This is a genomic window from Amycolatopsis sp. NPDC101161 (genome assembly GCF_044768185.1).
Lineage (GTDB): Bacteria > Actinomycetota > Actinomycetes > Mycobacteriales > Pseudonocardiaceae > Amycolatopsis.
The window spans coordinates 832614-857098 of the sequence record NZ_JBIWPI010000005.1; the positions used below are offsets into that span (position 1 = coordinate 832614).

The 24485-nt window shown below is 71.6% G+C and carries 27 protein-coding genes; 12 read left to right on the forward strand and 15 right to left on the reverse strand.

The window, feature by feature from the left end; translation table 11 throughout:
- On the reverse strand, nt 1-1170 hold the full coding sequence (locus ACIRSS_RS37375; protein WP_400903633.1) for a DUF2786 domain-containing protein: 1170 nt from the start codon (nt 1168-1170) through the stop codon (nt 1-3).
- Between the two features lie 56 nt (nt 1171-1226).
- Between ACIRSS_RS37375 and ACIRSS_RS37380 the strand changes: the two genes are divergently transcribed.
- On the forward strand, nt 1227-1550 hold the full coding sequence (locus ACIRSS_RS37380; protein ID WP_400903635.1) for a DoxX family protein: 324 nt from the start codon (nt 1227-1229) through the stop codon (nt 1548-1550).
- Here the strand turns inward: ACIRSS_RS37380 and ACIRSS_RS37385 are convergent.
- Both ACIRSS_RS37385 and ACIRSS_RS37390 read right to left on the reverse strand, forming a co-directional pair.
- On the reverse strand, nt 1547-2029 hold the full coding sequence (locus ACIRSS_RS37385) for a MarR family winged helix-turn-helix transcriptional regulator (RefSeq protein ID WP_400903637.1): 483 nt from the start codon (nt 2027-2029) through the stop codon (nt 1547-1549). The two genes, ACIRSS_RS37380 and ACIRSS_RS37385, sit on opposite strands and share 4 nt — an antisense overlap.
- 1 nt (nt 2030) lies before the next feature.
- Nucleotides 2031-3353, reverse strand: coding sequence for a PucR family transcriptional regulator (locus ACIRSS_RS37390; protein ID WP_400903639.1), 1323 nt, complete (start codon nt 3351-3353; stop codon nt 2031-2033).
- Nucleotides 3354-3476: 123 nt separating this feature from the next.
- Between ACIRSS_RS37390 and ACIRSS_RS37395 the strand changes: the two genes are divergently transcribed.
- From ACIRSS_RS37395 to pucD, 4 genes are read left to right on the forward strand one after another with little or no spacing between them, the layout of a single operon-like run.
- A complete protein-coding gene (locus tag ACIRSS_RS37395; RefSeq protein WP_400903641.1) occupies nt 3477-4349 on the forward strand; it encodes an FAD binding domain-containing protein in 873 nt (290 codons plus the stop codon).
- Nucleotides 4340-4807, forward strand: coding sequence for a (2Fe-2S)-binding protein (locus tag ACIRSS_RS37400; RefSeq protein ID WP_086679939.1), 468 nt, complete (start codon nt 4340-4342; stop codon nt 4805-4807). Before ACIRSS_RS37395 ends, ACIRSS_RS37400 begins: the two co-directional genes overlap by 10 nt.
- Nucleotides 4804-6144: an 8-oxoguanine deaminase gene (locus ACIRSS_RS37405; protein WP_400903643.1), complete on the forward strand. Its 1341-nt coding sequence runs from the start codon at nt 4804-4806 to the stop codon at nt 6142-6144. Before ACIRSS_RS37400 ends, ACIRSS_RS37405 begins: the two co-directional genes overlap by 4 nt.
- Nucleotides 6141-8399 (forward strand): xanthine dehydrogenase subunit D, encoded by a 2259-nt coding sequence (gene pucD / locus ACIRSS_RS37410; RefSeq protein ID WP_400903645.1) that lies wholly within the window; start codon nt 6141-6143, stop codon nt 8397-8399. The genes ACIRSS_RS37405 and pucD overlap by 4 nt, the downstream gene beginning before the upstream one ends.
- On the opposite strand, the gene ACIRSS_RS37415 is transcribed toward pucD, so the two are convergent.
- The 6 genes from ACIRSS_RS37415 to ACIRSS_RS37440 all read right to left on the reverse strand — a co-directional run bounded on the left by ACIRSS_RS37415 (nt 8392) and on the right by ACIRSS_RS37440 (nt 12996).
- A complete protein-coding gene (locus tag ACIRSS_RS37415) occupies nt 8392-9969 on the reverse strand; it encodes a glycoside hydrolase family 27 protein (protein ID WP_400903647.1) in 1578 nt (525 codons plus the stop codon). The genes pucD and ACIRSS_RS37415 overlap by 8 nt on opposite strands.
- A 129-nt stretch (nt 9970-10098) precedes the next feature.
- Complete coding sequence (locus ACIRSS_RS37420; protein ID WP_400904039.1) at nt 10099-10659, reverse strand: TetR/AcrR family transcriptional regulator; 561 nt, start codon at nt 10657-10659, stop codon at nt 10099-10101.
- 84 nt (nt 10660-10743) lie between these two features.
- Nucleotides 10744-11625, reverse strand: a complete 882-nt coding sequence (gene pucL, locus ACIRSS_RS37425; RefSeq protein ID WP_400903649.1) for a factor-independent urate hydroxylase — start codon at nt 11623-11625, stop codon at nt 10744-10746.
- Nucleotides 11626-11628: 3 nt separating this feature from the next.
- The gene (gene uraH / locus ACIRSS_RS37430) at nt 11629-11946 is read right to left on the reverse strand and encodes a hydroxyisourate hydrolase (protein ID WP_400903651.1); all 318 of its coding nucleotides are present in this window, start codon (nt 11944-11946) and stop codon (nt 11629-11631) included.
- Complete coding sequence (locus ACIRSS_RS37435; RefSeq protein ID WP_400904041.1) at nt 11943-12395, reverse strand: 2-oxo-4-hydroxy-4-carboxy-5-ureidoimidazoline decarboxylase; 453 nt, start codon at nt 12393-12395, stop codon at nt 11943-11945. The genes uraH and ACIRSS_RS37435 overlap by 4 nt, the downstream gene beginning before the upstream one ends.
- Nucleotides 12396-12450: 55 nt before the next feature.
- Nucleotides 12451-12996: a helix-turn-helix domain-containing protein gene (locus ACIRSS_RS37440; RefSeq protein WP_400903653.1), complete on the reverse strand. Its 546-nt coding sequence runs from the start codon at nt 12994-12996 to the stop codon at nt 12451-12453.
- 130 nt (nt 12997-13126) lie between these two features.
- On the opposite strand from ACIRSS_RS37440, the gene allB reads away from it, so the two are divergent.
- Complete coding sequence (gene allB / locus ACIRSS_RS37445) at nt 13127-14455, forward strand: allantoinase AllB (protein WP_400903655.1); 1329 nt, start codon at nt 13127-13129, stop codon at nt 14453-14455.
- A 1-nt stretch (nt 14456) separates the two neighbouring features.
- Nucleotides 14457-15470 carry an allantoicase gene (gene alc, locus ACIRSS_RS37450; protein WP_400903657.1) on the forward strand — a complete coding sequence of 338 codons (1014 nt, stop codon included), beginning with the start codon at nt 14457-14459 and terminating at the stop codon, nt 15468-15470.
- Here the strand turns inward: alc and ACIRSS_RS37455 are convergent.
- The 4 genes from ACIRSS_RS37455 to ACIRSS_RS37470 form a co-directional block, all read right to left on the reverse strand.
- Entirely contained in the window at nt 15467-15643 is a 177-nt protein-coding gene (locus tag ACIRSS_RS37455; RefSeq protein ID WP_400903659.1) for a hypothetical protein, read from the reverse strand. The two genes, alc and ACIRSS_RS37455, sit on opposite strands and share 4 nt — an antisense overlap.
- Nucleotides 15644-16390: 747 nt before the next feature.
- Nucleotides 16391-17146, reverse strand: coding sequence for an MBL fold metallo-hydrolase (locus ACIRSS_RS37460; protein ID WP_400903661.1), 756 nt, complete (start codon nt 17144-17146; stop codon nt 16391-16393).
- Nucleotides 17147-17182: 36 nt separating this feature from the next.
- Nucleotides 17183-17659, reverse strand: a complete 477-nt coding sequence (locus tag ACIRSS_RS37465; protein ID WP_400903663.1) for a CoA-binding protein — start codon at nt 17657-17659, stop codon at nt 17183-17185.
- Nucleotides 17656-18942: an O-acetylhomoserine aminocarboxypropyltransferase/cysteine synthase family protein gene (locus tag ACIRSS_RS37470; RefSeq protein WP_400903665.1), complete on the reverse strand. Its 1287-nt coding sequence runs from the start codon at nt 18940-18942 to the stop codon at nt 17656-17658. The genes ACIRSS_RS37465 and ACIRSS_RS37470 overlap by 4 nt, the downstream gene beginning before the upstream one ends.
- A gap of 278 nt (nt 18943-19220) precedes the next feature.
- Here ACIRSS_RS37470 and ACIRSS_RS37475 point away from each other — a divergent pair, with 278 nt between their 5' ends.
- From ACIRSS_RS37475 to ACIRSS_RS37495, 5 genes are all read left to right on the forward strand, one after another.
- The gene (locus ACIRSS_RS37475) at nt 19221-19751 is read left to right on the forward strand and encodes a DUF3887 domain-containing protein (RefSeq protein WP_400903666.1); all 531 of its coding nucleotides are present in this window, start codon (nt 19221-19223) and stop codon (nt 19749-19751) included.
- 40 nt (nt 19752-19791) lie between these two features.
- The gene (locus tag ACIRSS_RS37480; protein WP_400903668.1) at nt 19792-21090 is read left to right on the forward strand and encodes a serine hydrolase; all 1299 of its coding nucleotides are present in this window, start codon (nt 19792-19794) and stop codon (nt 21088-21090) included.
- On the forward strand, nt 21087-21524 hold the full coding sequence (locus tag ACIRSS_RS37485; protein WP_400903670.1) for a VOC family protein: 438 nt from the start codon (nt 21087-21089) through the stop codon (nt 21522-21524). Before ACIRSS_RS37480 ends, ACIRSS_RS37485 begins: the two co-directional genes overlap by 4 nt.
- Nucleotides 21525-21585: 61 nt before the next feature.
- Nucleotides 21586-21999, forward strand: a complete 414-nt coding sequence (locus ACIRSS_RS37490) for a PPOX class F420-dependent oxidoreductase (RefSeq protein ID WP_400903672.1) — start codon at nt 21586-21588, stop codon at nt 21997-21999.
- Between the two features lie 109 nt (nt 22000-22108).
- Nucleotides 22109-22966 (forward strand): sigma-70 family RNA polymerase sigma factor, encoded by an 858-nt coding sequence (locus ACIRSS_RS37495; protein ID WP_400903674.1) that lies wholly within the window; start codon nt 22109-22111, stop codon nt 22964-22966.
- Between the two features lie 13 nt (nt 22967-22979).
- Here ACIRSS_RS37495 and ACIRSS_RS37500 read toward each other — a convergent pair whose 3' ends face one another.
- Together ACIRSS_RS37500 and ACIRSS_RS37505 are read right to left on the reverse strand one after the other, a co-directional pair.
- Complete coding sequence (locus ACIRSS_RS37500) at nt 22980-23606, reverse strand: (2Fe-2S)-binding protein (protein WP_400903676.1); 627 nt, start codon at nt 23604-23606, stop codon at nt 22980-22982.
- Nucleotides 23607-23631: 25 nt separating this feature from the next.
- Entirely contained in the window at nt 23632-24483 is an 852-nt protein-coding gene (locus tag ACIRSS_RS37505; RefSeq protein ID WP_400903677.1) for a putative RNA methyltransferase, read from the reverse strand.
- Nucleotides 24484-24485 lie beyond the last annotated feature (2 nt).

The window sequence follows — 24485 nt, forward strand, 5'->3', positions numbered from 1 at the left end:
TCACTCACCGAGCCGGGCGCGGTCGGCGGCCTCGCGGCCCGCGTCCCAGCCTTCGTGGCTGCGCACGGTCACCGATTTGCCCACCACCTGGGGGAAGAGCGCGGTGAACGCCGCGTTCACCTTCAGCTCGTGCGACGCCAGCACCGGCAGCAGCCGGTCCGCGTCGGGCGTCGCGGTGAGCGTCGCCTCGGCGACCGCTTCGAGGCGCTCGCCGATCCGGGTGGCGTAGGCGACGAGGAACGACTTCCGGAACGCCCGGTCCCGACCGGCGGGACCGGCGATCATGGCGCGGGTCGCCTGCACGAGCAGGGACGTCGTCAGCAGCGCGACGGCGTCCAGGTCGTCCTCGTCGCCGACCACGGTCACGAAGTCCCAGCGCGGGTCGAAGACGGCGCGGCAGCGGTTGGCCTTCGCGACCACGTCGACCAGCAGCGACTTGGCGTCGACGTACGGGGTGTCGAGCCAGATCCGGCGGGACGCGGGCACGTCGGGCGCGGACGCGCCGGCTTCGACCAGCACGCGGTCGAGGGCGTGCCGGGTCATCAGCTCCTGCGCCTTCGCCGAAAGGGCTTCGGCCTCCTCGGGGAAGGCGCTGGACTCGGCCTTCGCCAGCAGCGCGCGGACCCGGCCCAGCTTCTTCTCGTCGGCGGCGGGGCGCTTCGGCGCCGCGGTGCCCGGCGTGGTCAAGACGGGCAGGGTCATCAGGAAGCCGAGGGCTTCGATGACGGAGGTCAGGGCCTCGGCCGGGGTGAGGATGTGCTTGGCCACCCACTGCGGCAGGTGCGGCTCGGACTCGGTCCACCACCGGACGGCGCCCACGTCGTCGAGCCGGTCCCGCGAGGTCGTATCGACGTCGGCGGCCGCGGTGTCGAGCACGAAGGACCGGGCGAACTCGTCGACCCGCCGCCGGGCCGCCTGGTCGAGGTCTTCCGGCAGCCAGCCGCCGCGGCGGGCCCGGGAGATCAGGAGGTGCGCGGCCCGGCGGGCCCCTTCGGCCGCCTCGGCGGGCAGCTCGAGGCCCGGCGCCAGCCGGTTCGCGTGCGTCCCGGCCGCGCGACGGACTCCCCGCGCGGTCTCGGAGGCGGCGGCCAGCAGCGCGTCGCCGAACTCTTCGGCGGTCCCGGGCCTCGGGGTTCCCGGGCCCGGGGTGCGTCGCTTCTGCTTTCCCACCGGGCGAGTGTGCCGCAGCCCGGTCACCTTCGCGGCGGCCGCCCCGTCGGGAAGTCATGCACACCGCACTCACCCTCATCGCGATCGTCCTCAACGCCGGCATCGGCCTCGCCGACCTGGCCAAGGCCAGGTTCGTCCTCGCCACGTCCGCGGCCGTCGACGTCCCGCCGAGCTGGCTGCCCGTGCTGGGCACGCTCAAGCTCGCGGGCGCGGCCGGCCTCACCCTCGGTCTGCTCGGGATCGAACCTCTGGGCATCGCCGCCGCGATCGGGCTGGTCCTCTTCTACCTCGGCGCGATCGTCGCCCACGTCCGGGTGCGCAAGATCGCCACCGGTGTCGCCCCGCTGCTCTTCCTCGGCCTCGTCGTCGCGACGCTCTAACGCAGCCGCGGCAGGGCGTCCCGCGCGAAGTGGCTCAAGATCCGCAGATCCTCCGCGAACCGCTCCCGATGCTCCGGCGGCAGCGGCTTGAAGAAGAACTGCTCGATGTTCTCCACGTGCACCCGGCTGGCCCGGACCGTGGTCTCCTCGCCCAGCGGGGTCAGCCGCACCAGCTGGACGCGGCGGTCGTCCGGCGAAACCGTGCGCGTCACCAAACCCATCGCCGACATGCGGTCCACCAGCCGGGTCGCGCCGCCCGTCGTCAGGACCTGCTCCTGGGCGATCGACCGCATCGTCAGCCCGTCCTGACCCGTGCGGCCGACGATCAGCAGCACCTCGTACATCAGGTGCGTGATCCCGCATTCGCGCTCCAGCGCGCGGCCGAGCAGGTACTCGAGCCGGTTCGCCGCGCCCTGCAGCCGGCCGAACGCGAGCACCCGCGGGTCGTAGGCGGCCTGCTGGGCCGACGTGATCTCCACTTCACTCCTCCATGCGCAACGCGAGGTAGACGTCGAGCTGGTCGGTGAACTCCGTCAGGTCCGCCCCGAGCAGCTCGCCCGCCCGGCCGATGCGGTAGCGCAACGTGTTGACGTGGACGTGCAGCGCCTTCGCCGCCCGCGTCGGCGAGCCCGAACACTCCAGGAACACCCGCACGGTGTGCACCAGGTCCGTGTGCTGCTCGGCGTCGTACGCCAGCAGCGGCCCGAGCACCCGGCGCCGCAACGCCGCGCGCAGCCCCTCCGGCGTCCCGGCCAGCAGCAGCCGGTGCGCGTCGACGTCGCCGGCCTCGACGACCACGACGCGTCCCGCGCGTCCGGCCGCCACGTCCAGCGCGAACCGCGCCGTCGCGAGAGCCTCGGCCCGCGGCGCGGAATCGCCCACCCCGCAGAGGATCCGGGACACCCGCAGCAGTGGTTCCACAGTGGACAGACCGGCCGAGCCCGGCCACCGCGCGACCGCCGCGTACGAAGTGTCCCCAGTGGACTCCAGCAGCAGCCCGTCGGGCAGCAACTCCCGCAGGACGTCCCGGCTCTCGTCGCTGCCTTCGGTCCGCAACGCGATGACGTGCGCCTCAGCGGGCACCTCGACATCGGGCGGAACCGACCGCGCCCGCGTGACGCCCACGAGCCCCGCCAGCTCCTCGGCCAGTTCCGCCTGCGCGGTGCTCAGCGGCCCGCCGACGGCGACCAGCCACGGCACCGCGTGCCGCCCCTCGACCGGCACCACCGTCAGCGACCCGGCTTCCTTCGCCGCGTACCGCCGCACGACGTCGGGCGCCGGCACCGGCAGCGGGGACGTCCCCGCGACGACCCGGCCGAGCCCCGACAGCACCCAGCACGGCAGCCCGAACTCCGCGGACGCGCGCTCCAGCAGCGTCTCGACCGGGGCGTCCGCGGCGGCCTGCAAACGTTTGCGCGCGCTCTCGGACGCGGCGGCCAGCGCCAGCACCACCTGCTCGGTGATCACCGAGAACGACAGGTCGGCGGGCACTTCCAGGAGCGGGATCCGGTGCCGCTCGCAGGCCTCGACGACGTCGCCGGGGATGCCCCCGGAGTCGGCGCCGGACGCCGCCAGCGCCGCCGCTCCCGAGCGCGCCAGCGCCGCCACGAACGGCTCGGCGTCACCCGGGCGCCGCCACCAGAGCAGGCCGGAAAGCACCAGCTCACCGGCCGAAAGGTACCGTCCGGGGTCGGGCAGCTCCGTGACGTAGATGCGCGTCACCGGGCGGTCGAGCAGCTCGGCCCCGGCTCGCGGGCGCAGCCGCAGACCGGGGAGGCCCAGCAGAGTTTTCACGGTCGTCATCAGGCTTGTAGGAAAGCACAACCGGACCGGGTTTCGCTCCTGTGCGTTTCATGCGCCGTGCCGTTGCCGCCCGGACCCGGTTCGGCGTCTACTGGTCTATCGTCCCTGCCGAAGGAGCAACGAGTGGAGTTCCTGCGTCCCACGACGCTCGCCGAGGCCCTCGCCCTCAAGGCGGAGCGGCCGGACGCCGTGCCGATCGCCGGCGGCACCGACGTCATGGTCGAGCTGAACTTCGACCACCGGCGCCCCGAGGCCCTCTTGGACCTGACCCGGGTCGGCGAACTGGCGGAGTGGTCCACTGTGGATCACTCGGACGGCACGGTCCGGCTCGGCGCCGGCGTCCCGTACACCCGCGTGATCGCCGAACTGGGTGAATCCGTCCCGGCGCTGGCCATGGCGTCGCGCACGGTCGGGTCGCCGCAGATCCGCAACCGCGGCACGGTCGGCGGCAACCTCGGCGCCGCGTCCCCGGCCGGCGACACCCACCCGGTGCTGCTGGCCCTCGACGCGCGGGTCGAGGCGGCCTCCGTCCGGGGGACCCGGATCCTCCGCGCGGAGGATTTCTACGTCGGCGTGAAACGCCACGCCCTCGAACCGGACGAGCTGATCACCGCCGTCCACCTGCCCGCGCACGCCGGGCCGCAGCAGTTCGCCAAGGTCGGGACGCGCAACGCGATGGTCATCGCGGTCTGCTCGTTCGCACTCGCCCTTCGCGACGGGCAGGTCGGCGCGGCGATCGGGTCCGCGGCTCCGACCCCGCGCCGGGCACGAGCGGCCGAGGAGTTCCTGGCCGCCGAGCTGCCGTGGACGTCGGCCGAGCCGCTGGCCGACTCCCTGAAGCGCCGCTTCGGTGACCTCGTGGCCGAAGCGACGTCGCCGATCGACGACGTCCGGGGCAGCGCCGCGTATCGGAAGCACGCGTTGGGGGTACTAGCGCGGCGAACGTTGACTTGGGCCTGGGACGAACACCGGACGGGGGAGCGCGCATGCGCCTGAATGTGACGATCAACGGGGAGAAACGCGAGGCGGACGACGTCTGGGAGGGCGAAAGCCTGCTCTACGTCCTGCGCGAGCGGCTCGGTCTGCCGGGCTCGAAGAACGCCTGTGAGCAGGGCGAATGCGGCTCCTGCACGGTCTACCTCGACGACGTCCCGGTGTGCGCCTGCCTGGTCGCGGCCGGGCAGGCCGAGGGCCGTGTGGTCCGCACGGTCGAGGGACTGGCCGACGGCGACACCCTCGACCCGGTCCAGCAGTCCTTTGTGGACGCCGGCGCCGTGCAGTGCGGCTTCTGCACGCCGGGCCTGGTCGTCGCCGCGCACGACCTGCTCAACCGCGTCCCCGACCCGTCCGACGAGGAGATCCGAGAAGCCCTCGCCGGCAACCTGTGCCGCTGCACCGGCTACGAGAAGATCCTCGACGCCGTGCGCGCCGTCGCGAAGGGTGGGGTCGCGTGAGGACGCTCATCAGCGGTGCGGCCGTCGCCACGGTGACGGGCGAGGAGTACGCCAACGGCCATGTCGTCGTCGAGAACGACCGGATCGCCGAAGTCGGCGAAGGCGTCTACACGGGTGAGTTCGACGAGCGCGTCGACGCCGAAGGGTGCCTGGTCACGCCCGGGTTGATCAACACCCACCACCACCTCTACCAGTGGGCGACCCGCGGGCTGGCCGCCGACCACACGCTCTTCGAGTGGCTGGTCGCGCTCTACCCGGTCTGGAAGCGCCTCGACGCGGAGATCACGCACGCCGCCGGCACGGCCGGGATGGCGCGGCTGGCGCTGACCGGCTGCACCACCGTCGCCGACCACCACTACGTCTTCCCGCGCGACGGCGGTGACCAGGTGGCGGCGCTGGCCGCGGCCCGCCAGCGGATCGGCGTCCGGCTGCACGTCGTGCGCGGGTCGATGGACCGCGGCGAGTCCGACGGCGGCCTGCCGCCGGACAACCTCGTCGAGTCGACCGAGGACGCGCTGACCGGCACCGAAGCGGCGATCGAGCGTTTCCACGACGACTCGGCGGGTGCTCACCTGCAGATCGCCGTGGGCCCGTGCTCGCCGTTCTCGGTCACCGAGCGGCTGATGTCCGGCGCGGCCGAGCTGGCCCGCCGCAAGGGCGTCCGGCTTCATACCCACCTCGCGGAGACGCTCGACGAGGAGAAGCAGTGCCTCGCCGAGGTCGGCTGCACGCCCGCCGAGTACGCCGACAAGCTCGGCTGGCTCGCCGACGACGTCTGGCTCGCCCACACCATCCACCTCGCGCCCGAGGCGATCCGCCGGTTCGGCGCGACCGGCACGGGCTCGGCGCACTGCCCGACGTCCAACGGCCGGATCGGCGCCGGCATCGCCCCGGTCCGCGACCTCCTCGACGCCGGCGTCCCGGTCGGGCTCGGCGCCGACGGGGCCGCGTCCAACGAGTCCGGCGGCCTCGGCGAAGAGCTGCACCAGGCGTTGCTGCAGGCTCGCCAGCGCGGCGGGCCCCGCGGCCTGACCACGCGGGAAGCCTTGTGGATGGGCACGATGGGCGGCGCCCGCTGCCTGGGCCGCGCCGACGACCTGGGCTCGATCGAGCCCGGGAAGCTCGCCGACCTCGCCGTCTGGGACCTGACCGGCCTGAACTACGCGGGCATCGCCGACCCGGTCGCGGCGCTGGTGCTCGGCACGACGCCGCCACTGCGCCGGCTGTTCGTCGGTGGCAAGGCCGTCGTCGAGGACGGCACGCTGCGCGAAGCCGACGAGTCCGAGATCGCCGGCGAGCTGGCCGCCGCGAGCGCCCGGCTGAGGGAGGGCAGATGACCACCACTTCCGTCACCACGCAGACCGCGAACGGCGTCGGCGCGTCACCGCGCCGTCCCGACGGCACGGTGAAGGTGCGCGGCGAGTTCGCCTACTCCTCGGACCTGTGGCACGAAGACATGGTGTGGGGCGTGACGCTGCGCAGCCCGCACCCGTACGCGCGGATCACCGGCATCGACATCGCCGAAGCCCTGGCCGTGCCGGGCGTCTACGCGGTGCTGACGCACGAAGACGTCCTCGGCGTCAACCGGTACGGCCTCGAGCACGCCGACCAGCCGGTGCTCGCGTCCGACGTCGTCCGCTACCAGGGCGAACCGGTCGCGCTGGTCGCCGCCGACCACCCGGAGACCGCGCGCCGCGCGATGAAGCGGATCGTCGTTTCGTACGAAGAGCTTTCCCCGGTCACGGACTCCGAAGCGGCCGTCGCGGGCGAAGGGCCTTCGCTGCACGAGGGCGGCAACGTCGTGCGGCACGTGAAGATCCGCCGCGGCCCGCAAGACGTCTCCGCGGACGTCGTCGTCTCGGGCGTCTACGAGGTCGGCATGCAGGACCAGGCGTTCCTCGGACCGGAGTCCGGGCTCGCCGTGCCGGACACCGAAGGCGGCGTCGACCTCTACGTCGCGACGCAGTGGCTGCACGTCGACCAGCAGCAGATCGTCGCCGCTTTGGGCCTGCCGGTCGAGAAGGTGCGGCTGACGCTCGGCGGTGTCGGCGGCGCGTTCGGCGGCCGCGAGGACCTGTCGATGCAGGTCCACGCGTGTCTCCTCGCGCTGCACACCGGCAAGCCGGTGAAGATGGTCTACAACCGCGAAGAGTCCTTCTACGGTCACGTCCACCGGCACCCGGCGAAGATGTACTACGAGCACGGCGCCACCAGCGACGGGCGTCTCGTATACGTGCGTACGCGGTTGTACCTCGACGGCGGCGCGTACGCGTCCTCGACCGGTGCGGTGGTCGCGAACGCCGCCACGCTCGGCGTCGGACCGTACAAAGTGGACAGTGTCTCGGTGGACTGCTGGGGCACGTACACGAACAACCCGCCGTGCGGCGCGATGCGCGGCTTCGGAGCTGTGCAGGCGGCGTTCGGGTACGAGTCGCAGATGGACAAGCTCGCTCTCGCGTGTGGCCTGGACCCGGTGGAGATCCGCGTCCGCAACGCGATGAGCGAAGGCGACCTGATGCCGACCGGCCAGGTCGTCGACGCGGAAGCGCCGGTCGCCGAGCTGCTTTCCCGCGTGCGGGAGATGCCGATGCCGCCGGACCGGCCGTTCGACCTGCGGCACATGCCGGGCGGGGTGTCGAACACGACGCACGGCGAGGGCGTCGTGCGCGGTGTCGGGTACGCCGTCGGCATCAAGAACGTCTGCTTCTCCGAGGGCTTCGACGACTACTCGACGGCCCGGGTGCGCCTGCAGCTGGTCGGCGGCGAGCCGGCCGCGACCGTGCACACCGCGGCCTGCGAGGTCGGCCAGGGCCTGGTGACGATCATGCAGCAGATCGTCCGGACCGAGCTCGGCGTCGACCAGGTGACGGTCCTGCCGATGGACACTTCGATCGGCAACGGCGGCTCGACGTCGGCGTCACGCCAGACCTACGTCACCGGCGGCGCGGTCCAGGCCGCCTGCGCGGCGGTGCGGACGCGGCTGCTGTCCCGGTTCGACCAGCGGGTGCGCGTGGTCGGCGGCAAGCTCGTCGCGGCCGACGGCCAGGTGGTCGCGGACCTGGTGGACGTCCTCGGCGACGACGTCTACGACGAAACCGTCGAGTGGCGGCACCGGCCGACGTCATCGTTGGATCCGGAGACCGGCCAGGGCACCGCACACGTGCAGTACGCGTTCGCCGCGCACCGGGCGGTCGTCGACGTCGACACGGAGCTGGGCCTGGTGAAGGTGGTCGCGCTGGACTGCGCCCAGGACGTCGGCAAGGCGCTGAACCCGCAAGCCGTGCTGGGCCAGATCCAAGGCGGTTCGGCGCAGGGGCTCGGGCTCGCGGTGATGGAGGAGATCCAGACCTCCGGCGGGAAGATCCGGAACCCCTCCTTCACCGACTACCTGATCCCGACGGTCCTGGACATGCCGCCGATGACCATCGACGTCCTGGAGCGCCCGGACCCGCACGCGCCGTACGGCCTGCGCGGGGTCGGCGAGCCACCGACGATCTCGTCGACCCCGGCGATCGTGGCCGCGATCCGGGCCGCGACCGGGCTCGCGCTCACGCGCGTCCCGGTCCGGCCGGAGCACCTGACCGCTACTTGAGCAGCCAGTTCTGGTTGGCGTCGTCGTTGCAGCCCCAGAGCTCGAGCTGGACGCCGTTGACGTTGCCGGCGGGCTTGTCGCCGCCGGTGACGTCGACGCACAGGCCGGTCTGGGTGCCCGTGATCGAGCCGTCGGGGTTGAGCTTGAACTTCTGGTTCGCGCCGCCGTGGCAGGTCCAGGCGATCAGCTTGGTCCCGGCGGTGGTGCCGCCTTCGTTGGCGTCGAGGCAAAGACCGCTGGCGGACTTCAGCTCGCCGGCGCTGGTGAACGTCCAGGTCTGGTTCGGCCCGCCGTCGCAGTCCCAGATGTCGACCTTGGTGCCGGGCGTGGTGACGTTGCCGTTGATGTCGATGCAGCGTGAGGAGGACGCGCCCTGCAGCGGCCGGGCGGTGCTGCTGCCGCTCGCGCCGGCCTTGACGCGGTAGATGACCGCGCCGTGCGAGGGGACGTCCGCGCTGATCGTGCCGGTGCTGGTGGTCTGCTCCTTGGACCACAGGTTGGTCAGCCGGTAGCTCGACGCCGCGGGCAGCCCGGCCGCGGCGGCCGTGGTCGACATGGTCTTCGTGGTGCCGTTTTCGTTGAACAGCACGACGGCGACGTCCCCGCCCTGGAGCGGTTTCGCCAGGACGTCGAGGCCGTTCCCGGTGGCGATGCGGGTGGCCTGCTTGCCGAGCGCGTCCTGGTCGACGGCGATGACGTCGGCGTTGAGGTAGGTCGAGAAGGTGGCGACGCTGGCGGAGCGCAGGTCGGCGCCGGCGATCAGCGGCGCGGCCATGGCGGCCCAGAGCGTGAAGTGGGCGCGGTCCTCCTGGAAGTCCATGCCGTCGCCGACTTCGAGCATGTCGGGGTCGTTCCAGGCGCCGGGTTTCGCGGCGGACGCGAGACCGACGTTCTGCCGGTAGATCGAGTCGATGCTGCCCCAGTTGTTCGTGATGTCGCCGGTGGTGCGCCACAGGTTGCCGACGTCCGGCGCCCACGTCGACGGGCTGAAGTTCCCCCATTCGCAGATGCTGTAGGCGATCGGGCGGCCGGTGGCCTTCAGCGCGTCACGCATCGCGGAGTAGCGGCGGACGTAGTCCTGCTGGTTTTCGCCGGCGGGGCTGCCGCAGTTGTCGTACTTGAGGTAGTCGACGCCCCAGCTCGCGAAGAGGTTCGCGTCGGCCTGCTCGTGGCCGAGGCTGCCGGGGTAGTGCTGGCAGGTTTCGGAGCCGGCGCTCTCGTAGATGCCGAACTTCATCCCGCGGGCGTGGATGTAGTCGCCGAGGGCCTTGAGACCGCTGGGGAACTTGGCGGAGTCGGCGACGAGGTTGCCGTTGCCGTCCCGCGTCTTGGTCATCCAGCAGTCGTCGAGGTTGACGTAGGTGTAGCCGCGGTCGCGCATCCCGGAGCTGACCATGAGGTCGGTGGTCTGCTTGACGAGCGTCTCGTTGATGTTGCACTCGAAGGTGTTCCAGGTGTTCCACCCCATCGGGGGCGTGCGGAGGAGCCCGTTTTCGAGGGCTTGGGCGGGCGGGCTGCTGAGTGCGGCGCCCGCCAGGACGGCGGCAAGGACGGCGAAGACTCGGCGCATGGCGGCTCCAACCGGACGGCGGTGTGAGGCAGGAGGACTAGACCACTGTCGTCGGACAGCACTGGGCAGCATCCGTGTCGGATGCTGCGCGGTCAAGCGCCATTTTGAGTATTCGTGTTGGATTCCCGACTAAAGTTGTGCGTTCTCGTCGAGTAGTCGTTGGGCAACATCCGCGGTGGCGGCGCCGGCGACGGCCATGGCCTCGGTGTCCCGCAGCGAGCGGCAGAGGACGAAGGCGCCTTCGAGGTTGTTGACGGCGGTGATGGTCAGCGTCCGCGCGGCGGCTGGGCCGAGCCCGAACTTCCCGAACTTTTCGGTCCCGGCGTCGATCCAGGCGGTGAAGACGTCGGCGGTGGCCTGCCGCAGCGGTTCGTTGGTGGAGGCGACCTCCAGGGCGACGGTCGCGATCGGGCAGCCTTCGACGTAGTCGGTGGCTTCGAGGGTGGCGATCCCGGCGGCGAAGAAGGCCTCGATCCCGCTGATGACGTCCGGAGCGGGCGCGATGAAGAGGTCGAAGAGCTGGATGTAGGCGAGCCCGGAGGTCCGGATGACCTCCGCCCCGAGCTGCTCCTTGCCGCCGGGGAAGAAGTGGTAGAGCGACCCGAAGGGAGCATTCGCCTCGGCGACGATCTGCTTCAGCCCGGTACCGCTGTAGCCGTTGCGCCGGAACAGTTCCGCGCCGGCGGCCATGATGCGTTCTTTGGTCCCTGCCACGGTGCCACGATACGCCCGGATCGGTAGAGCGTTCTATCAATCCGGGCGCCGTGGCGTCGGTCAGTGGATGTCCCAGGCCGGGCCCGGGTCCTCGGCGTCGTCGCGCAGGATCGTGCCCTCGATCAGGCCGTACGGCCGGTCCGCCGCGTAGAACACCTCGTTGTCGTTCTTCAGCCCGAACGGGCTCAGGTCGACCAGGAAGTGGTGCTTGTTCGGCAGCGAGAGCCGTACTTCAGCGACCTCTTCGCGCGCGTTCAGCACCGCCTCGCCCATCGCGTACAGCGTCTGCTGCAGCGAAAGGCTGTGCTTCGTCGCGAACGTCTCGAGCATCAGCCGCCGGATTTCGCGGTGGCTCTCGGCCCAGTCGACGTCCTCGCCCTGGTAGCGCCACTTCGCCGTCACGGCCGTCGCGAGGATGCGGTCGTCGGTCTCGGCGAGCGTCGTGTACTGGTCGCGCGGGAAGCCGTGGAACTCCGAACCCGTGGACTTCAGCAGCGTCAGGCCGTCGATGCCGGACACGACCCACGCGCGGCCGTCGCGGATCGTCACGGCCGTGGTGCGCCGTTCGTCGCCCGAGCGGCTGAACGCGTGGTCGTGCGGTTCCCCGCCGACCGCGATCCGGTCCCAGCCGTGCTCGTCGATCTTGATCCGCGCGCCGGTGATGTTCCCCTGCGAGCCGGTGAAGTGCCGCGCGAGGCGCAGGCCGAAGTCCTCGATCTCGCCGACCGGCGCTTCCTTCGCGAAGGCGTACACGGTGTTCTTCTGCGTGTCGGTCGCGAGCACGCCGGCGTTGTCGCCGGTGAGGTGCGTCGCGGCGAGCTCGCCCCGCAGCGACGTCGACACGGTGAGGTCCTTGAGGTGGTGCACGGGGCCGTCGCGGCGCACCGTCACCAGGCGGACCTCCGCCTTGCCGTACTGGTTGGGGCCCAGGGTGATGGCCACGGTTCAGCTCCCTCGGTAGGTCGAATAGGCGAACGGGCTGAGCAGGAGCGGCACGTGGTGGTGCGCGGTGCCGTCGGCGATCCGGAAGGTCAGCGCGACCTCCGGGAAGAAGGCCTCCGGGCCGAGGTAGGCGCCGGTGTCGAAGACCAGCCGGTACGCGCCGGGTTCCAGGGTTTCCGGGCCGAGGTCGCGGATACGGCCGTCGTCGTCGGTCCGCCCATCGGCGATCGGCTTGCCTTCGGCGGTCTCGAACCGGACGGCGATTCCCCGCGCGGGGCGTCCGGTCGCCGTGTCGAGGACGTGGGTGGTCACGAGGCTCACGCGGTCACCGCTTTCGCGAGTCGGAGTTCGGCGATCTTGAGGAGTTCCCGCCCGGCGACGTCCAGTTCGGTCGCGGGATCGTTGCCCAGCCTGGATCGGAGGATCTTCAGCAGCTCTTCGCCGCTGCGGCCGCTGGCGCAGACGAGGTAGACGTGGCCGAACTTGGCTTCGTATTCGGCATTCGCGGCGGCGAAGGCGTCGGCGTTGTCCACACCGGACTGTTCGCCGCGCGCCCAGCCGCTCGCCGGCTTCTCGCCGATCCGCGGGTGCGCGGCCATGGCCTGCCGGATTTCGTCGCTGCTCAACGGCAGGTCGGCGGCGGCCTTGAGGGCGGCCAGGTCGGCGTACGGGCGGCCGTCGAGGATCGCGTCGACCCAGCGGGGGACGGCGAGGCACGCCGTCAGCAGCGGGCGGACGTCGTCGGCGGTGTTGAACTCGGAGAGCAGCACGGGCTGACCGTACGTCGACACCGGAGATCCGTCAACATTTTGTTGAAAGCGCTGGTCAGTCCGCTTCCCGGTTCAGGTAGTTGTAGACGGTGAACCGCGTGACGCCCAGCGCGTCGGCCACCGAGGAGACGGACTTCCGCAGGTCGAAGGCGCCGCGCTCGCGCAGGACGCGCACGGCTCGCTGCTTCCCGGCGCGATCGAGTTCGCCCAGCTTGGCGCCCATTTCGCGCTCGACGTCGGCGATGAGCCGGGCGAGGGCGTCGTTCAGCTCGACGACGGTCTCGTCCGCCCCCGCCTTCCCGGCGTCGCGTGGCGTCTTCCCGCCTGTCGCGGCGCGCGGTTCGGCGGCTTCGGCCTTGTCCGCGCCGACCCGGCGCACCTGCAGCGTCACCTGGGTCGCACCCGCGTCGAGCGCGGCCCGCGCGATCACCGGGAGCGCGTCGTAAAGCTCCTTCGCCTCGCCCCGGGCGAGCGTCCCGAGCGGGCCGAAGTCGGTGTCCAGCCCGGCTTCCGCGGCGGCGTCGCGCGCGGCGACGGCGTGCTCGGGCGGCGAACCCTCGCCGTGGAACGGTTCGCTGGTGAACTCCGCTTCAAGCCGCACGAGGATGACCGTAACGCGCCGCGTCCGTCGTTGACGAGCGGCGCGCGCCGTGGTTACTGTCGTTGTGCGAAACCGTCTTTCCGTACTGTGAAATCGGCGGTGGTCAATCCTCCCGGAGAAGGGTTTTCGGATGGATCTTGTGGTGCGCGCGGCCCGAGCCGTCACGGCCGAGGGCGAGGTTCCGGCGACCCTCGGCGTCGACGGCGGCCGGATCGTCGCGGTCGAACCCGGCGGGGCTGCCTTGTCCGGCGACCGCGAGCTGGAGCTCGGCGACGACGTCGTGCTGCTGCCGGGACTCGTCGACACGCACGTCCACGTCAACGATCCCGGCCGCGCCGAGTGGGAGGGCTTCGAAACGGCCACCCGCGCGGCCGCGGCGGGGGGCGTGACCACGATCGTGGACATGCCGCTCAACAGCCTGCCCCCGACCGTCGACGTCGCGGCGCTGGAGGTCAAGCGCAAGGCGGCGACCGGCCGGGTGCACGTCGACGTCGGCTTCTGGGGCGGCGCGGTCCCCGGCAACGCCGGCGATCTGCGTGCCCTGCACGAAGCCGGGGTGTTCGGCTTCAAGTGCTTCCTGCTGCACTCGGGCGTCGACGAGTTCCCGCCGCTCGACCCGGCCGGGCTCGACGAAGCGTTGCGCGAACTGAGTTCTTTCGACGCGCTGATGATCGTCCACGCCGAAGACGCGCACGAGATCGATTCGGCGCCGGAGCCGCACGGCGGTCGCTATGTCGACTTCTTGAGCTCGCGGCCGCGTGAGGCGGAGAACCTCGCGATTTCCCAGGTCATCGAGGCGGCCCGCCGCCACGACGCGCGAGCGCACATCCTGCACCTTTCGTCGGCCGAGGCGTTGCCGCTGGTCGCGTCGGCGCGCCGCGACGGTGTCGCGCTGACGGCGGAAACCTGCCCGCACTACCTCAGTTTCATCGCCGAGGAGATCCGCGACGGCGCGACGCAGTTCAAGTGCTGCCCGCCGATCCGGGAGGCGGCCAACCGCGAACTGCTGTGGCAGGGGCTCGCCGACGGCGTGATCGACACCATCGTCAGCGACCATTCGCCGTGCACGCCGGAGCTGAAACGCTTCGACAGCGGCGATTTCGGGCTCGCCTGGGGCGGGATCTCGAGCCTGCAGCTGGGCCTGCCGGCGATCTGGACGCAGGCGCGGCAACGCGGGTTCGCGCTCACCGACGTCGTCCGCTGGATGGCCGAGCGCCCCGCCGCGCAGGCCGGGATGCGCCGCAAGGGTCACCTGGCGGCGGGGTACGACGCCGACTTCTGCGTGTTCGCGCCGGACGAGGCGTTCGTCGTCGACGTCGCGAAACTGAAGCACCGCAACCCGGTCAGCGCCTACGACCAGCGGCCGCTCGCCGGCGTCGTGCGCTCGACGTGGTTGCGGGGCACCGAAATCACCGGCGACGAGCCGCGCGGCGCGTTGCTGAACCGGGGGGACTGCTGAAATGGAGGCTGCCTTGTCCGACCGTCCTGAGTGGACCGAACTGCCCGACCTCGCGTCACGCCGCTTCGGCGGGACGGTGATGTGGGCGACCGACGAGCTGTTCGCCGAGAAGGAGAACCTGGTCAACCCGTGGACGCCGGCGCACCGCGCCGAGACGTTCGGCCCGAAGGGCCAGGTCTACGACGGCTGGGAGACCCGCCGCCACCGCGAACCCGGCGACGACCAGGCGGTGGTCAGGCTCGGCCTGGCCGGCACGGTCACCGGCGTCATCGTCGACACGGCGTTCTTCAAGGGCAACTACCCGCCGTTCGTCTCGGTCGAGGCGGCATCGGTGCCGGGCTACCCGTCGGCGGCGGAGCTGCAGACAGCGGACTGGGACGTCCTGGTGGACCACGCCCCGGCAGCCGGCCACACGGAGAACTTCTACGCGGTCAACGGTTCGCGCCGCTACACGCACGTCCGGTTGACGCAGCACCCGGACGGCGGCGTAGCCCGCCTGCGCGTCCACGGCACGCCGATCCCCGACCCGGACCTGCTGGACTTGGACGCACTCGACCTGGCGGCGTTGGAGAACGGCGCGATCGTCACGGGCTGCAGCAACAAGTTCTATTCATCGCCGAATAACCTGTTGACGCCCGGATTGGCCGCGCACCAGGCAGAGGGCTGGGAGACGGCCCGCCGCCGCGACGACGGAAACGACTGGGTGACACTCCGCCTCGCGGGCGCGGGCATCGTCCGGTTCGCCGAGCTGGACACGAGCAACCTCAAGGGCAACGCCCCGGGCTGGGCATCGGTGAGTGGCCGCGACACGTACGGCGAGTGGGTCGAGCTGCTGCCGAAGACCCGCTTGCAGCCGGACACCCGCCACCGTTTCGCGTTGAGCGACGGCCCGGAGGTGACGGAGGCCCGCCTGGACATCTACCCGGACGGCGGCTTGGCGCGGCTGCGCCTGTTCGGCCGGCTCACCGAGGCAGGCCGGACGAACTTGAAGGCCCGCTATTCCAAGACGCGCTAGCTGTCAGCGCCGGGCCGGTTGAGGTAGGCGGAGGCCAGCGAGAGCACACAGGCGCAGCCGATGATGGCGCTGACCCACCACTGAAGCCCGGCCACGACGCTCCAGACGAAGCCCGCCGCCGCCAACAAGGCGACAAGGATGTTCCGGAACTGCAGCGGGGTCGGTTTGGCCATGCGGACAGCCTCTCATGGGCGCGGTCGGGGGTTGCCGCGTGCCCACGCGTCCGTGCGGCGGCGGGCCATCGGATCCTGCGGGCGAGCACCAGCCCGCGGCGCAGGTACGCGCTCGAACGTTGCCCGGGGCTGTGGCTCGCGTGGGGGGCGTGCCGGTCCGGTGCGCCCGCCGGCGGGCGGCTGTGTGTTCGGTAGTGGGCCGCTCGCTCCAGAGGGGGTGCGCCAGCCGCGGCGCGGCCGTCCTGCGCCAGCAGGTTCGCGCTCGAACGTTGCCGGGGGCTGTGGCTCGCCTGGGGCCGTGCCGGTCCGGCGCACCCGCCGGCGGCCGGCTGTGTGTGCGGTAATGGGCCGCTCGCTCCCGAGAGCGTGCGCCAGCCGCGGCGCGGCCGTCCTGCGCCTGCAGGTTCGCCCTCGATCGCTGCGGGGGCAGTGGCTCGTCTGAGGCAGGGCAGGGCCGCTCCGGTCCGGCGCGCGCCCACCGGTTGTTAGCCGGGCATGTGTCGATGGCCGCCAGGGTGAGTCACTCGCCTCTGGCGACGGATGACCGCCGGGGCAGAGTCACTCGCTTCGGGTGGGGTCAGGTCCCGTGCCCGTTTGGCGCGCGCCTCCAAGGTGCGTGCCGGCCCTGCGCCTAGTCGGCGGGATTCACTCGTCCCCGCCCCGCCCCGCCCCGCCCCGCCCCGCCCCGCCCCGCCGGCCCCCGCCCCTTGCCGGTCCTTCCGCCTGCCCCGCCCCTCTTGCCTGTTCTCAGACCTCTGCGCGCTGCCCCGGCTCGAGCAGGACCAGCCGGTCGGTCAGGCCGGCCGTCTCGAACTCCTTGTGCAGCACCTCTGGCCCCTCGGTGAAGTGCTGCCAGCCGCGGAAGTGCAGCGGTACCACCTTGGCCGCGCCGAGGACCTTTGCCGCCTCGACTGCGTTTGCGCTGGTCAGCGTCAGAGGTGCGCCGTCGAAGAACTTTGTTCGGGCGGCGCCGGCGAACAGCACCGCGATGTCGATGCGGAACCTCGACGCGATCTCCCGCACCAGCTCCACCGACGCGTTGTCCCCGCTCACGTACACCGTCGGCAGGCCGCTGCCGCTCAGTACGAACCCCGTGACCTCGCCGGTCGTCGGCTCGGCGCCCTCCGGGCCGTGCAGCGCCGGCACTGCCGTCACCGTCAGCGGTCCGACCTGTGTCTCCTCCCAGGGCTTCAGGCCTCGCGCGGTGCCGCCCAGCCGTTCGGCTCCGCTGGGCGTGACCAGGGTCAGCGGCACCGTTCCGAGGTAGGCGCGGCCGCGGTCGTCCAGGTTGTCGGGGTGCTGGTCGTGGGACAGCAGGACCGCGTCCACCACGCCGACCGCCTCTTCGGTCAGCACGGAGTCCTCGGTCTTGACCAGCACGCGGTTGCCGACGGGGTGGTCGCCGGGCGCGTCGAAGGTCGGGTCGGTGAGCAGTCGCACGCCGCCCAGCTCCAGGAGTGCGGTCGGGCCGCCGGACAACGTGATCCCCAGCTTTTCGGTCATACCCCAGGCCAACAGCGGGAACGGGCGTTCTCTTCCCTAGGGTGCCGACTGCCTCCGGGAGCTGATCACGCCGGTGTTGAACCCGGCCAGGTGGAGCCCGCCCGCGAAGCGTGCGTGTTCGATCTTCACGCACCGGTTCATCACGACGTCCAGTCCGGCTTCCCGCGCCCGGTCGGCCACCGGCTCGTGCCACAGCCCGAGTTGCAGCCACAGCGTCCGCGCGCCGGCGTCGATCACCTCTTCGGCCACCTGGGGCAGGTCGTCGTGCTTCCGGAAAACGCTGACCAGGTCCGGTTCACCCGGTAGGTCCTTCAGTGAGGCGTACACCGGTTTCCCGAACAGTGTGTCCAGCCGCGGGTTGACGAAGTTGACCTCGTAGCGCGTCGACGAGAGCAGGTAGGTCGCGACGAAGTAGCTCGGCCGCGCCGGATTGGCGGACGCGCCCACCAGCGTCACCGACTTCGTCCGGTTCAGGATCGCCCGCCGTTCGACGGCGCCCACCTCATGCGTCATCCGGCCACCGCCTTGCCCAGCGCCTGGTCGAGGTCCCAGAGGATGTCGTCGACGTCCTCCAGTCCGATCGACAGCCGGATCAGGTCGGGGCCGACGCCCGCCGCCGCGAGCTGGTCTTCCGACAGCTGGGCGTGCGTGGTCGACGCCGGGTGGATCACCAGCGTCCGCGCGTCGCCGACGTTCGCCAGGTGCGACAACAGCTCCACCGATTCGACGAACTTCTCGCCCGCCGCCCGGCCGCCGTCGATGCCGAACGAGAACACCGCGCCCGGCCCGGCGGGCAGGTATTTCTTCGCCAGGTCGTGGTGCGCGTGCGAAGGCAGCCCGGCGTACGACACCCACGCCACCCGCGGATCCGCTTGGAGATACTCGGCGACCGCCTGCGCGTTGGCGACGTGTGCGTCCATCCGCTGCGGAAGCGTCTCGACCCCTTGCAGCAACAAAAAAGCCGAGTGGGGTGACAGGACCGCGCCGATGTCCCGCAGCTGTTCGGCGCGCAGCCGGGTGCAGAACGCGTATTCGCCGAAGTTCTCCCAGTACTTCAGGCCGCCGTAGCTTTCGACGGTCTCGGTCATCCGGGGGAACTTCCCGTTGCCCCAATTGAACTTCCCGGACTCGACGACGATGCCGCCGAGCGTCGTCCCGTGGCCGCCGAGGAACTTCGTCGCCGAGTGCAGCACGATGTCGGCGCCGTGCTCGATCGGGCGGCACAGGTACGGCGTCGCCAGCGTCGCGTCCACCACGAGCGGGATGTCGTGGGAATGCGCGAGGTCCGCCAGCGCCGCGAGATCCGCGATGCCGCCGCCGGGGTTGCCGATCACCTCGGTGTAGAGCAGCCGGGTCCGGTCGGTGATCGCGGCCGCGTAGTCGTCGATGCCGCCGCTGACGAACGTCGTCTCCACGCCGAACCGCCGCAGCGTGCCGGTGAGCTGCGTGACCGTGCCGCCGTAGAGGCCGCTCGCCGACACGATGTGGTCGCCCGCCTCGGTGAGCGCGCTGAAGGTGAGGAACTCCGCGGCCTGCCCGCTCGCGGTCGCCACGCCGCCGATCGCGCCTTCGAGGCTGGCGATCCGCTCCTCGAACGCGGCTACGGTCGGGTTCCCGATCCGGCTGTAGATGTTCCCGTACTTCTGCAGCGCGAAGAGGTTCGCCGCGTCGGCGGCGTCTTCGAAGACGAAGCTCGTGGTCTGGTAGATCGGCACGGCCCGCGCGCCGGTCGCTGGGTCGGGGGTGCCGCCCGCGTGCAGTGCGCGGGTCCGGAAGCCCCAGGTGCGTTCACTCATCGGTTCTCACCGTAATCGTCCTCCCCCTCGGATGGCCACGCCTCCCAGGTGGTGGGCGCGGTCATTTCGTGCTTCCGACGTTAGCACGCTTTGGCATTCCGTGCGCTACACTCGAAAGCATGAAATGCGCCGCCTGTGGCAAGCCGCTGCCACCTCGCCAAGGCTCCGGCCGAAATCGCCAGTATTGTGATGCTACGTGCCGGAGTGCCGCCCGCCGCCGGCGCGAGAGCGTAAAGATTGACTTGACATTCGTGGACCGTCAATTCATCCTTGACAGCGTGCCGGAACACGGGCCGCTGGCCGCGGTCGGCGAAGCGGTGGAGAAGGTCCGCGACGCGGAGGCGACGCTGCGGGACGCGGTGGACGCGGCCCGGGCGGCCGGGCACACGTGGCAGGAGATCGGCAATCTCCTGGGCACCAGCCGGCAGGCCGCCTTCCAGCGGTTCGGCCGGCCGGTCGATCCGACGACGGGGGAGTCCATGACAGAGCTGAAGCCGCCGGACGTGCTTCACCGCGCCGAAGAGCTCGTGGCGGAGCTCGTCGGCTGCCAGTGGCAAGAGGTCCGCCGGGACTTCGACGACCGCATGCGCGAAGCGGTCGGCGAGGACGAGCTGAAGCTCGCCTGGGCCCAGGTGGCCGGGGCGGTCGGGCAGTACGAGCGGACGGGGGAGCCGTATGCGCGGTCCATGGGTGACTACACGGTCGTCCACATGCCACTGGCCTTCGAGGCGGGTGAGCGGACCGTGCAGGTGACCTACCGGGAAGACGGCCGGGTGGCCGGGTTGTGGATCAGGCCGGCCGAAGAGTAGCCGGTGACCAAGGGGGAACGATGGAAATACAGGGGGACGAATGAAGACAGCCATAGCGGGCGTGGTCGCGCTCTTGGCGGCACTGGTGGCCCCGGCCGCCCAAGCCGCCGAGGTGCCCACGGCGACACAACAGCTCGAGTGGGTGGTCGACGCGACCGGGCGCGTCCCGGTGCCCGACACCGAAGTCCGTGAGCACGTCGCCCAGGTCATGCTGGACGCCGTGGGCGGCCCGGCGGGAGTCAACGGCGCGCTCGGGAAGCTGGGGCCGCTCCAACTGAAACGGATCGTCACCGAGGCCCCGGACCACGTGGAAGCGGCGGTCCACGGGACCGCCGACGACTACCTGCTCGGCCTGCACGTGGACCAGGCCGGGCTGATCGACGGGCTCGCAGCGAAACCCGACGACCCGGTCCCGGCTTCGTGGCCGGAGGTCGACGCGCAGCTGGCTGCCCTCGGCGGCCGGGTGTCGTTCGGCGCGTCGGAGATCCTCCCGGACGGGCGCTGCCGGGACGTGCACGGCGTCCGCGATGACGTGCAGCGGCCGTTGGGTTCGGCGTTCAAGCTCTACGTCCTGGGCGCGCTCGGCAAAGCGGTCGCCGAGCACAAAGCATCCTGGACCGAGCCGCTGGCGATCCGGGACGACTGGAAGAGCCTGCCGTCCGGGGTGCTGCAGAACGAACCCGCTGGCACTCAGCTCCCGTTGTCCGCCTACGCCGACAAGATGATCTCGATCAGCGACAACACCGCGACCGACCACCTGATCCACCGGCTGGGGCGGGATGCCGTGCAACGGCAGCTCACCGCGTTCGGCAACCAGCGACCGGCGGCGAACATCCCGTTCCTGACCACGAAGGCGATGTTCGAGCTCAAGGCCACGCGGTACCCGGCTCGCGCCGACGCCTACCTGGCGTTGCCGCGCTGGGCGCGTCCCGCGGCGGTCGCCGGGCTGGAACGGCTTCCGCTCACCGGACTGCAGGGCTGGACCGCACCCGAGAAGATCGACGACATCGAGTGGTTCGGTTCGCCGGACGACATCTGCCGGGCGTTTTCCGGACTGCAGAAGGAGAACCAGCCGGAGATCGGGCACGCGTTGTCGCTGAACGACGGTGGCCTCGCCCTCGACCGGGCGACGTTCCCGGAGGTCTGGTTCAAGGGTGGCAGCGAACCCGGCGTGCTGACCTTGAACTACCTGGCGCGCACGGCGGACGGCCGCTCGCTGGTCACCAGTGTCATGGTGTCGGACCCGGTGACCGCGTTGGACGAAAACCACGTGGCGGCACGGGGAATCGCCGTCGCGAAGGGCGCGGTGGCGCTCCTCGCGGCTACGCTTCGTCCGTGACGGTGCGGTGGAGCCTGACGATCGACTGCGCGGAACCCCGCGTGCTGGCGAGATTCTGGGCGGTGGCCCTCGGCTATATCGAGCGGCCACCACCCGCGGGCTTCGCGAGCTGGGAAGACTGGTTCGCGCACCACGATGTGCCCGAGGCGGAATGGGACGACGGCGCCTACCTGAGCGATCCGGAAGGCGTGCTGCCGAACCTCAGCTTCCTCAAGGTGCCCGAGGGCAAGGTCGCGAAGAACCGCGTGCATCTGGACGTCCAGGCCGGCGGCGGCCGCGACGTCGCGTGGGAGACGCGGTGGGAGCGGGTCGTCGAGGCGGTCGCCCGCCTCACCGCGGCGGGCGCGACCGTGCTGCGCGAAGACGTGCTGGACGGCCGTCCGGACCACGTCGTGATGGCGGATCCGGAGGGCAACGAGTTCTGCGTGCTCTGAGCTGTCGATCCCGGGGCGGCGCGTTCGTGTAGGGGGTGGAGCCGGACACGAAGGAGTGCTCATGACGTTCACCGACGAAGAGATCGGCTACCTGCGTTCGCAGCCACTCGCCCGCGTGGCCACGCTCGGCGCCGGGGAGCAGCCGGACGTCGTCCCGCTCGCGTTCGAGCTCGACGGCGAGGACTTCTGGGTCGGCGGGACCGGCGCGGCCGTGGCGGCCACCCGCAAGTTCCGGAACATCGGCGACGGCCGGCGGAAAGTCGCCTTGGTGGTGGACGACCTGGTGTCGCTGCAACCGTTCATCGCGCGGGCGATCCGCGTGTACGGCGAGGCGGACGATCCGGTGGAACGGACCGGGTTGGTGGGGCCGGGGCTGTACACGCGGATCACTCCGCGGATTTCGTGGAGCTGGAACATGGCGGGCGAGCCAGTGGGGGAGACGTGGTACGAGCCGAGGAGGGTGGTTCATGGGTAGCTGACCGGGCCGGATGATCCAGATCACGGACGACGTCTCCGCGTTCTCGTCACATCGGCCGTCGCCGCGGGGTCTACTGCTACGACCGCGACGGAGGGAACGAGGCACGGTGGACACGCTGACCGAACGGTTCGAGCAGGAGCGGCCGCGGCTGCGCGCGGTCGCCTACCGGATGCTCGGTTCGGCGAGCGAGGCCGACGACGCCGTCCAGGAGGCCTGGCTGCGGTTCGACCGCACCGACCTGGGTGAGGTCGAGAACGTCGGCGCGTGGCTGACGACCGTCGTCGCCCGGGTGTGCCTGTCGATGCTGCGGACGCGGCGCAACCACCGCGAGGAGCCCCTGGAAGGCCGGCCCGAGCAGGGTGAGGACCGCCGGGACCCCGAACAGGAGGCGGAGCTGGCCGACACGGTCGGGCTGGCGCTGCTGGTCGTGCTCGACGCGCTGGCGCCGGCCGAACGGGTCGCGTTCGTGCTGCACGACATGTTCGCCGTGCCGTTCGACGAGATCGCGCCGATGATCGACAAGACGCCGGCGGCGGCCCGTCAGCTGGCGAGCCGGGCCCGGCGGAGGGTCAAGGGCGGCTCCACGACGGCCGCGGACCTGCCGCGGCGGCGCAAGGTCGTCGAGGCGTTCCTGGCGGCGTCGCGCGGCGGCGATTTCGAAGCGCTTCTTGCGCTCCTCGCGCCGGACGTGGTGCTGCACGCGGACCGGTTCGTCGGCCCGAGCCCCGCGCCGGTCGTGCTGCGCGGCGTGGAAAACGTGCGCAGGGGCGCGGTGCTGGCCTCCGAACGGGCCCGCGCCAGCGAGCTGGCCCTCGTGGACGGCTCGCCGGGACTGCTCTGGCTGCGCGACGGGCGGCTGTCGGTCGTCCTGGCGTTCCGGGTCGACGGCGACCGGATCACCGGCATCGACGTCATCGCCGACCCGGAGCGGCTGCGCGGGCTGGAGCTGGCCGTCCTCGACTGAGCCGGGACCTGGGTCAGCCCAGGGCGGCACGGAGCCGGGCGTCGCGCTCGGCCGGCGTCTGACGCGGGCAGCTCACGCACTTCGGGTTGCCGACCTCGTAGATCAGGCAGCACGAGGCGCGACGCACCGCAGGCGTCCGGCCGACGCGCACGAACCGGGGCCGCGGCAGGCCCAGGCCGATCGCGGCGACGAGCGGCTCGGCCAGGGCCATCGCGCGTTCGGGATCGGACGTCCACAGGAGCCGGTTGCCGATCGAGTCGGTGGCGATGGCGCCGAGGGCACGCTCACGCGCCCCGGTGACGGCGGCGATCGTCGCGATGGCGGTCCCCAGCGCCGGTGCGAACGCGGCGCCCAGCTCGGGCAGCCCACCCGCGAGACGCCGGGTGGACCGGGCGCCGAGGAACCGGCCGTCGGCGAGGAGGTCGATCTCCACGGCGTCGAGCGACGGGTCGGCCGGTGCCCCGGCGACCAGGCCTTCGACCGCGGGAGCCACGAGCACCGACGAGAGCGAGTACCACCAGATCGTGCCGAGCACCTCCGGCCGGGCGCAGCCGTAGAGCTTGGCCGCGCCGCCGATGCGGGCGCGTACCCACTCGGCGTCCGCGAGCAGGGTCGCGGACGCGGTCCAGTCGGGCTTCACGGCACCCAGCCTTCCAGAACGGCTGTCACAGCCGCCGGTAGGTGGAGACCGTGAAGGACACCGTCACGGCCTGGGGCTCGCTCAGCGCGTCGAGACGGGACCGCCGGTCGCCGCGGTCGAGGTGGAAGGCCGTCGGGCCCATCTCGACCGCCTGGCGGACCTGCCGGGGCGTCAGCTCCGTCGTCCGGCGGACCTCGGTGCGGCCGGTGCGGGCGAAGTACTCGCCGAGGGTGCCGTCCAGGCGCTCCTCCTTGCGCTCGTCCACCGACAGCACCAGGTCGCCCAGTTCGCGGAGGTGGTCTGGGGCCGGGGCCGCGACCGTCAGCAGGCCGCCGGGACGCAGGACGCGGTGGAACTCCGGTCCGTTGCGGGGCGCGAAGACGTTCAGCACCGCCGAGGCCACCTCGTCGCCCACCGGCCACGGCTCCCACAGGTTCCACACCGCCGCGCCCAGCCGCGGGTGGGCGCGCGCCGCGCGGCGCAAGGCCACCGCGGAAACGTCCAGCGCGAGACCGAACGCGGCGGGAGCCGTCTCCAGGACGTGCGCGAGGTAGTAGCCCGTTCCCGCACCCGCGTCGATCACCAGGCCCTCGGCCTCCGTGCACACGCGGGCCAGCTCGTCCGCCAGCGGGCGGTAGGCACCGGTGGCCAGGAAGTCCGCGCGGGCCGCGACCATCGGGGCCGTGTCCGCCGTTCCGGCCGGGATTCGCGCGTGCAACAGGTTCACGTACCCCTGGCGGGCTAGATCGAACGAGTGGCCCGATGAACAACGCAGCGTGCGATCAACACTCTCCAGTGGCGCGGCGCACACCGAACAGCGCAACGCGTCGACGACCCGGGGTGGCAGTGGGTCATTCCCGTGGTCGGCTCGCGTCATGG

Bases quoted from the DNA above. Each gene is read 5' to 3' on its own strand.
- ACIRSS_RS37380 (WP_400903635.1), top strand. From the start codon at position 1,227: ATGCACACCGCACTCACCCTCATCGCGATCGTCCTCAACGCCGGCATC.
- ACIRSS_RS37390 (WP_400903639.1), bottom strand. From the start codon at position 3,353: ATGACGACCGTGAAAACTCTGCTGGGCCTCCCCGGTCTGCGGCTGCGC.
- ACIRSS_RS37400 (WP_086679939.1), top strand. From the start codon at position 4,340: ATGCGCCTGAATGTGACGATCAACGGGGAGAAACGCGAGGCGGACGAC.
- pucD (WP_400903645.1), top strand. From the start codon at position 6,141: ATGACCACCACTTCCGTCACCACGCAGACCGCGAACGGCGTCGGCGCG.
- ACIRSS_RS37415 (WP_400903647.1), bottom strand. From the start codon at position 9,969: ATGCGCCGAGTCTTCGCCGTCCTTGCCGCCGTCCTGGCGGGCGCCGCA.
- ACIRSS_RS37420 (WP_400904039.1), bottom strand. From the start codon at position 10,659: ATGGCCGCCGGCGCGGAACTGTTCCGGCGCAACGGCTACAGCGGTACC.
- allB (WP_400903655.1), top strand. From the start codon at position 13,127: ATGGATCTTGTGGTGCGCGCGGCCCGAGCCGTCACGGCCGAGGGCGAG.
- alc (WP_400903657.1), top strand. From the start codon at position 14,457: ATGGAGGCTGCCTTGTCCGACCGTCCTGAGTGGACCGAACTGCCCGAC.
- ACIRSS_RS37455 (WP_400903659.1), bottom strand. From the start codon at position 15,643: ATGGCCAAACCGACCCCGCTGCAGTTCCGGAACATCCTTGTCGCCTTG.
- ACIRSS_RS37460 (WP_400903661.1), bottom strand. From the start codon at position 17,146: ATGACCGAAAAGCTGGGGATCACGTTGTCCGGCGGCCCGACCGCACTC.
- ACIRSS_RS37465 (WP_400903663.1), bottom strand. From the start codon at position 17,659: ATGACGCATGAGGTGGGCGCCGTCGAACGGCGGGCGATCCTGAACCGG.
- ACIRSS_RS37470 (WP_400903665.1), bottom strand. From the start codon at position 18,942: ATGAGTGAACGCACCTGGGGCTTCCGGACCCGCGCACTGCACGCGGGC.
- ACIRSS_RS37480 (WP_400903668.1), top strand. From the start codon at position 19,792: ATGAAGACAGCCATAGCGGGCGTGGTCGCGCTCTTGGCGGCACTGGTG.
- ACIRSS_RS37490 (WP_400903672.1), top strand. From the start codon at position 21,586: ATGACGTTCACCGACGAAGAGATCGGCTACCTGCGTTCGCAGCCACTC.
- ACIRSS_RS37505 (WP_400903677.1), bottom strand. From the start codon at position 24,483: ATGACGCGAGCCGACCACGGGAATGACCCACTGCCACCCCGGGTCGTC.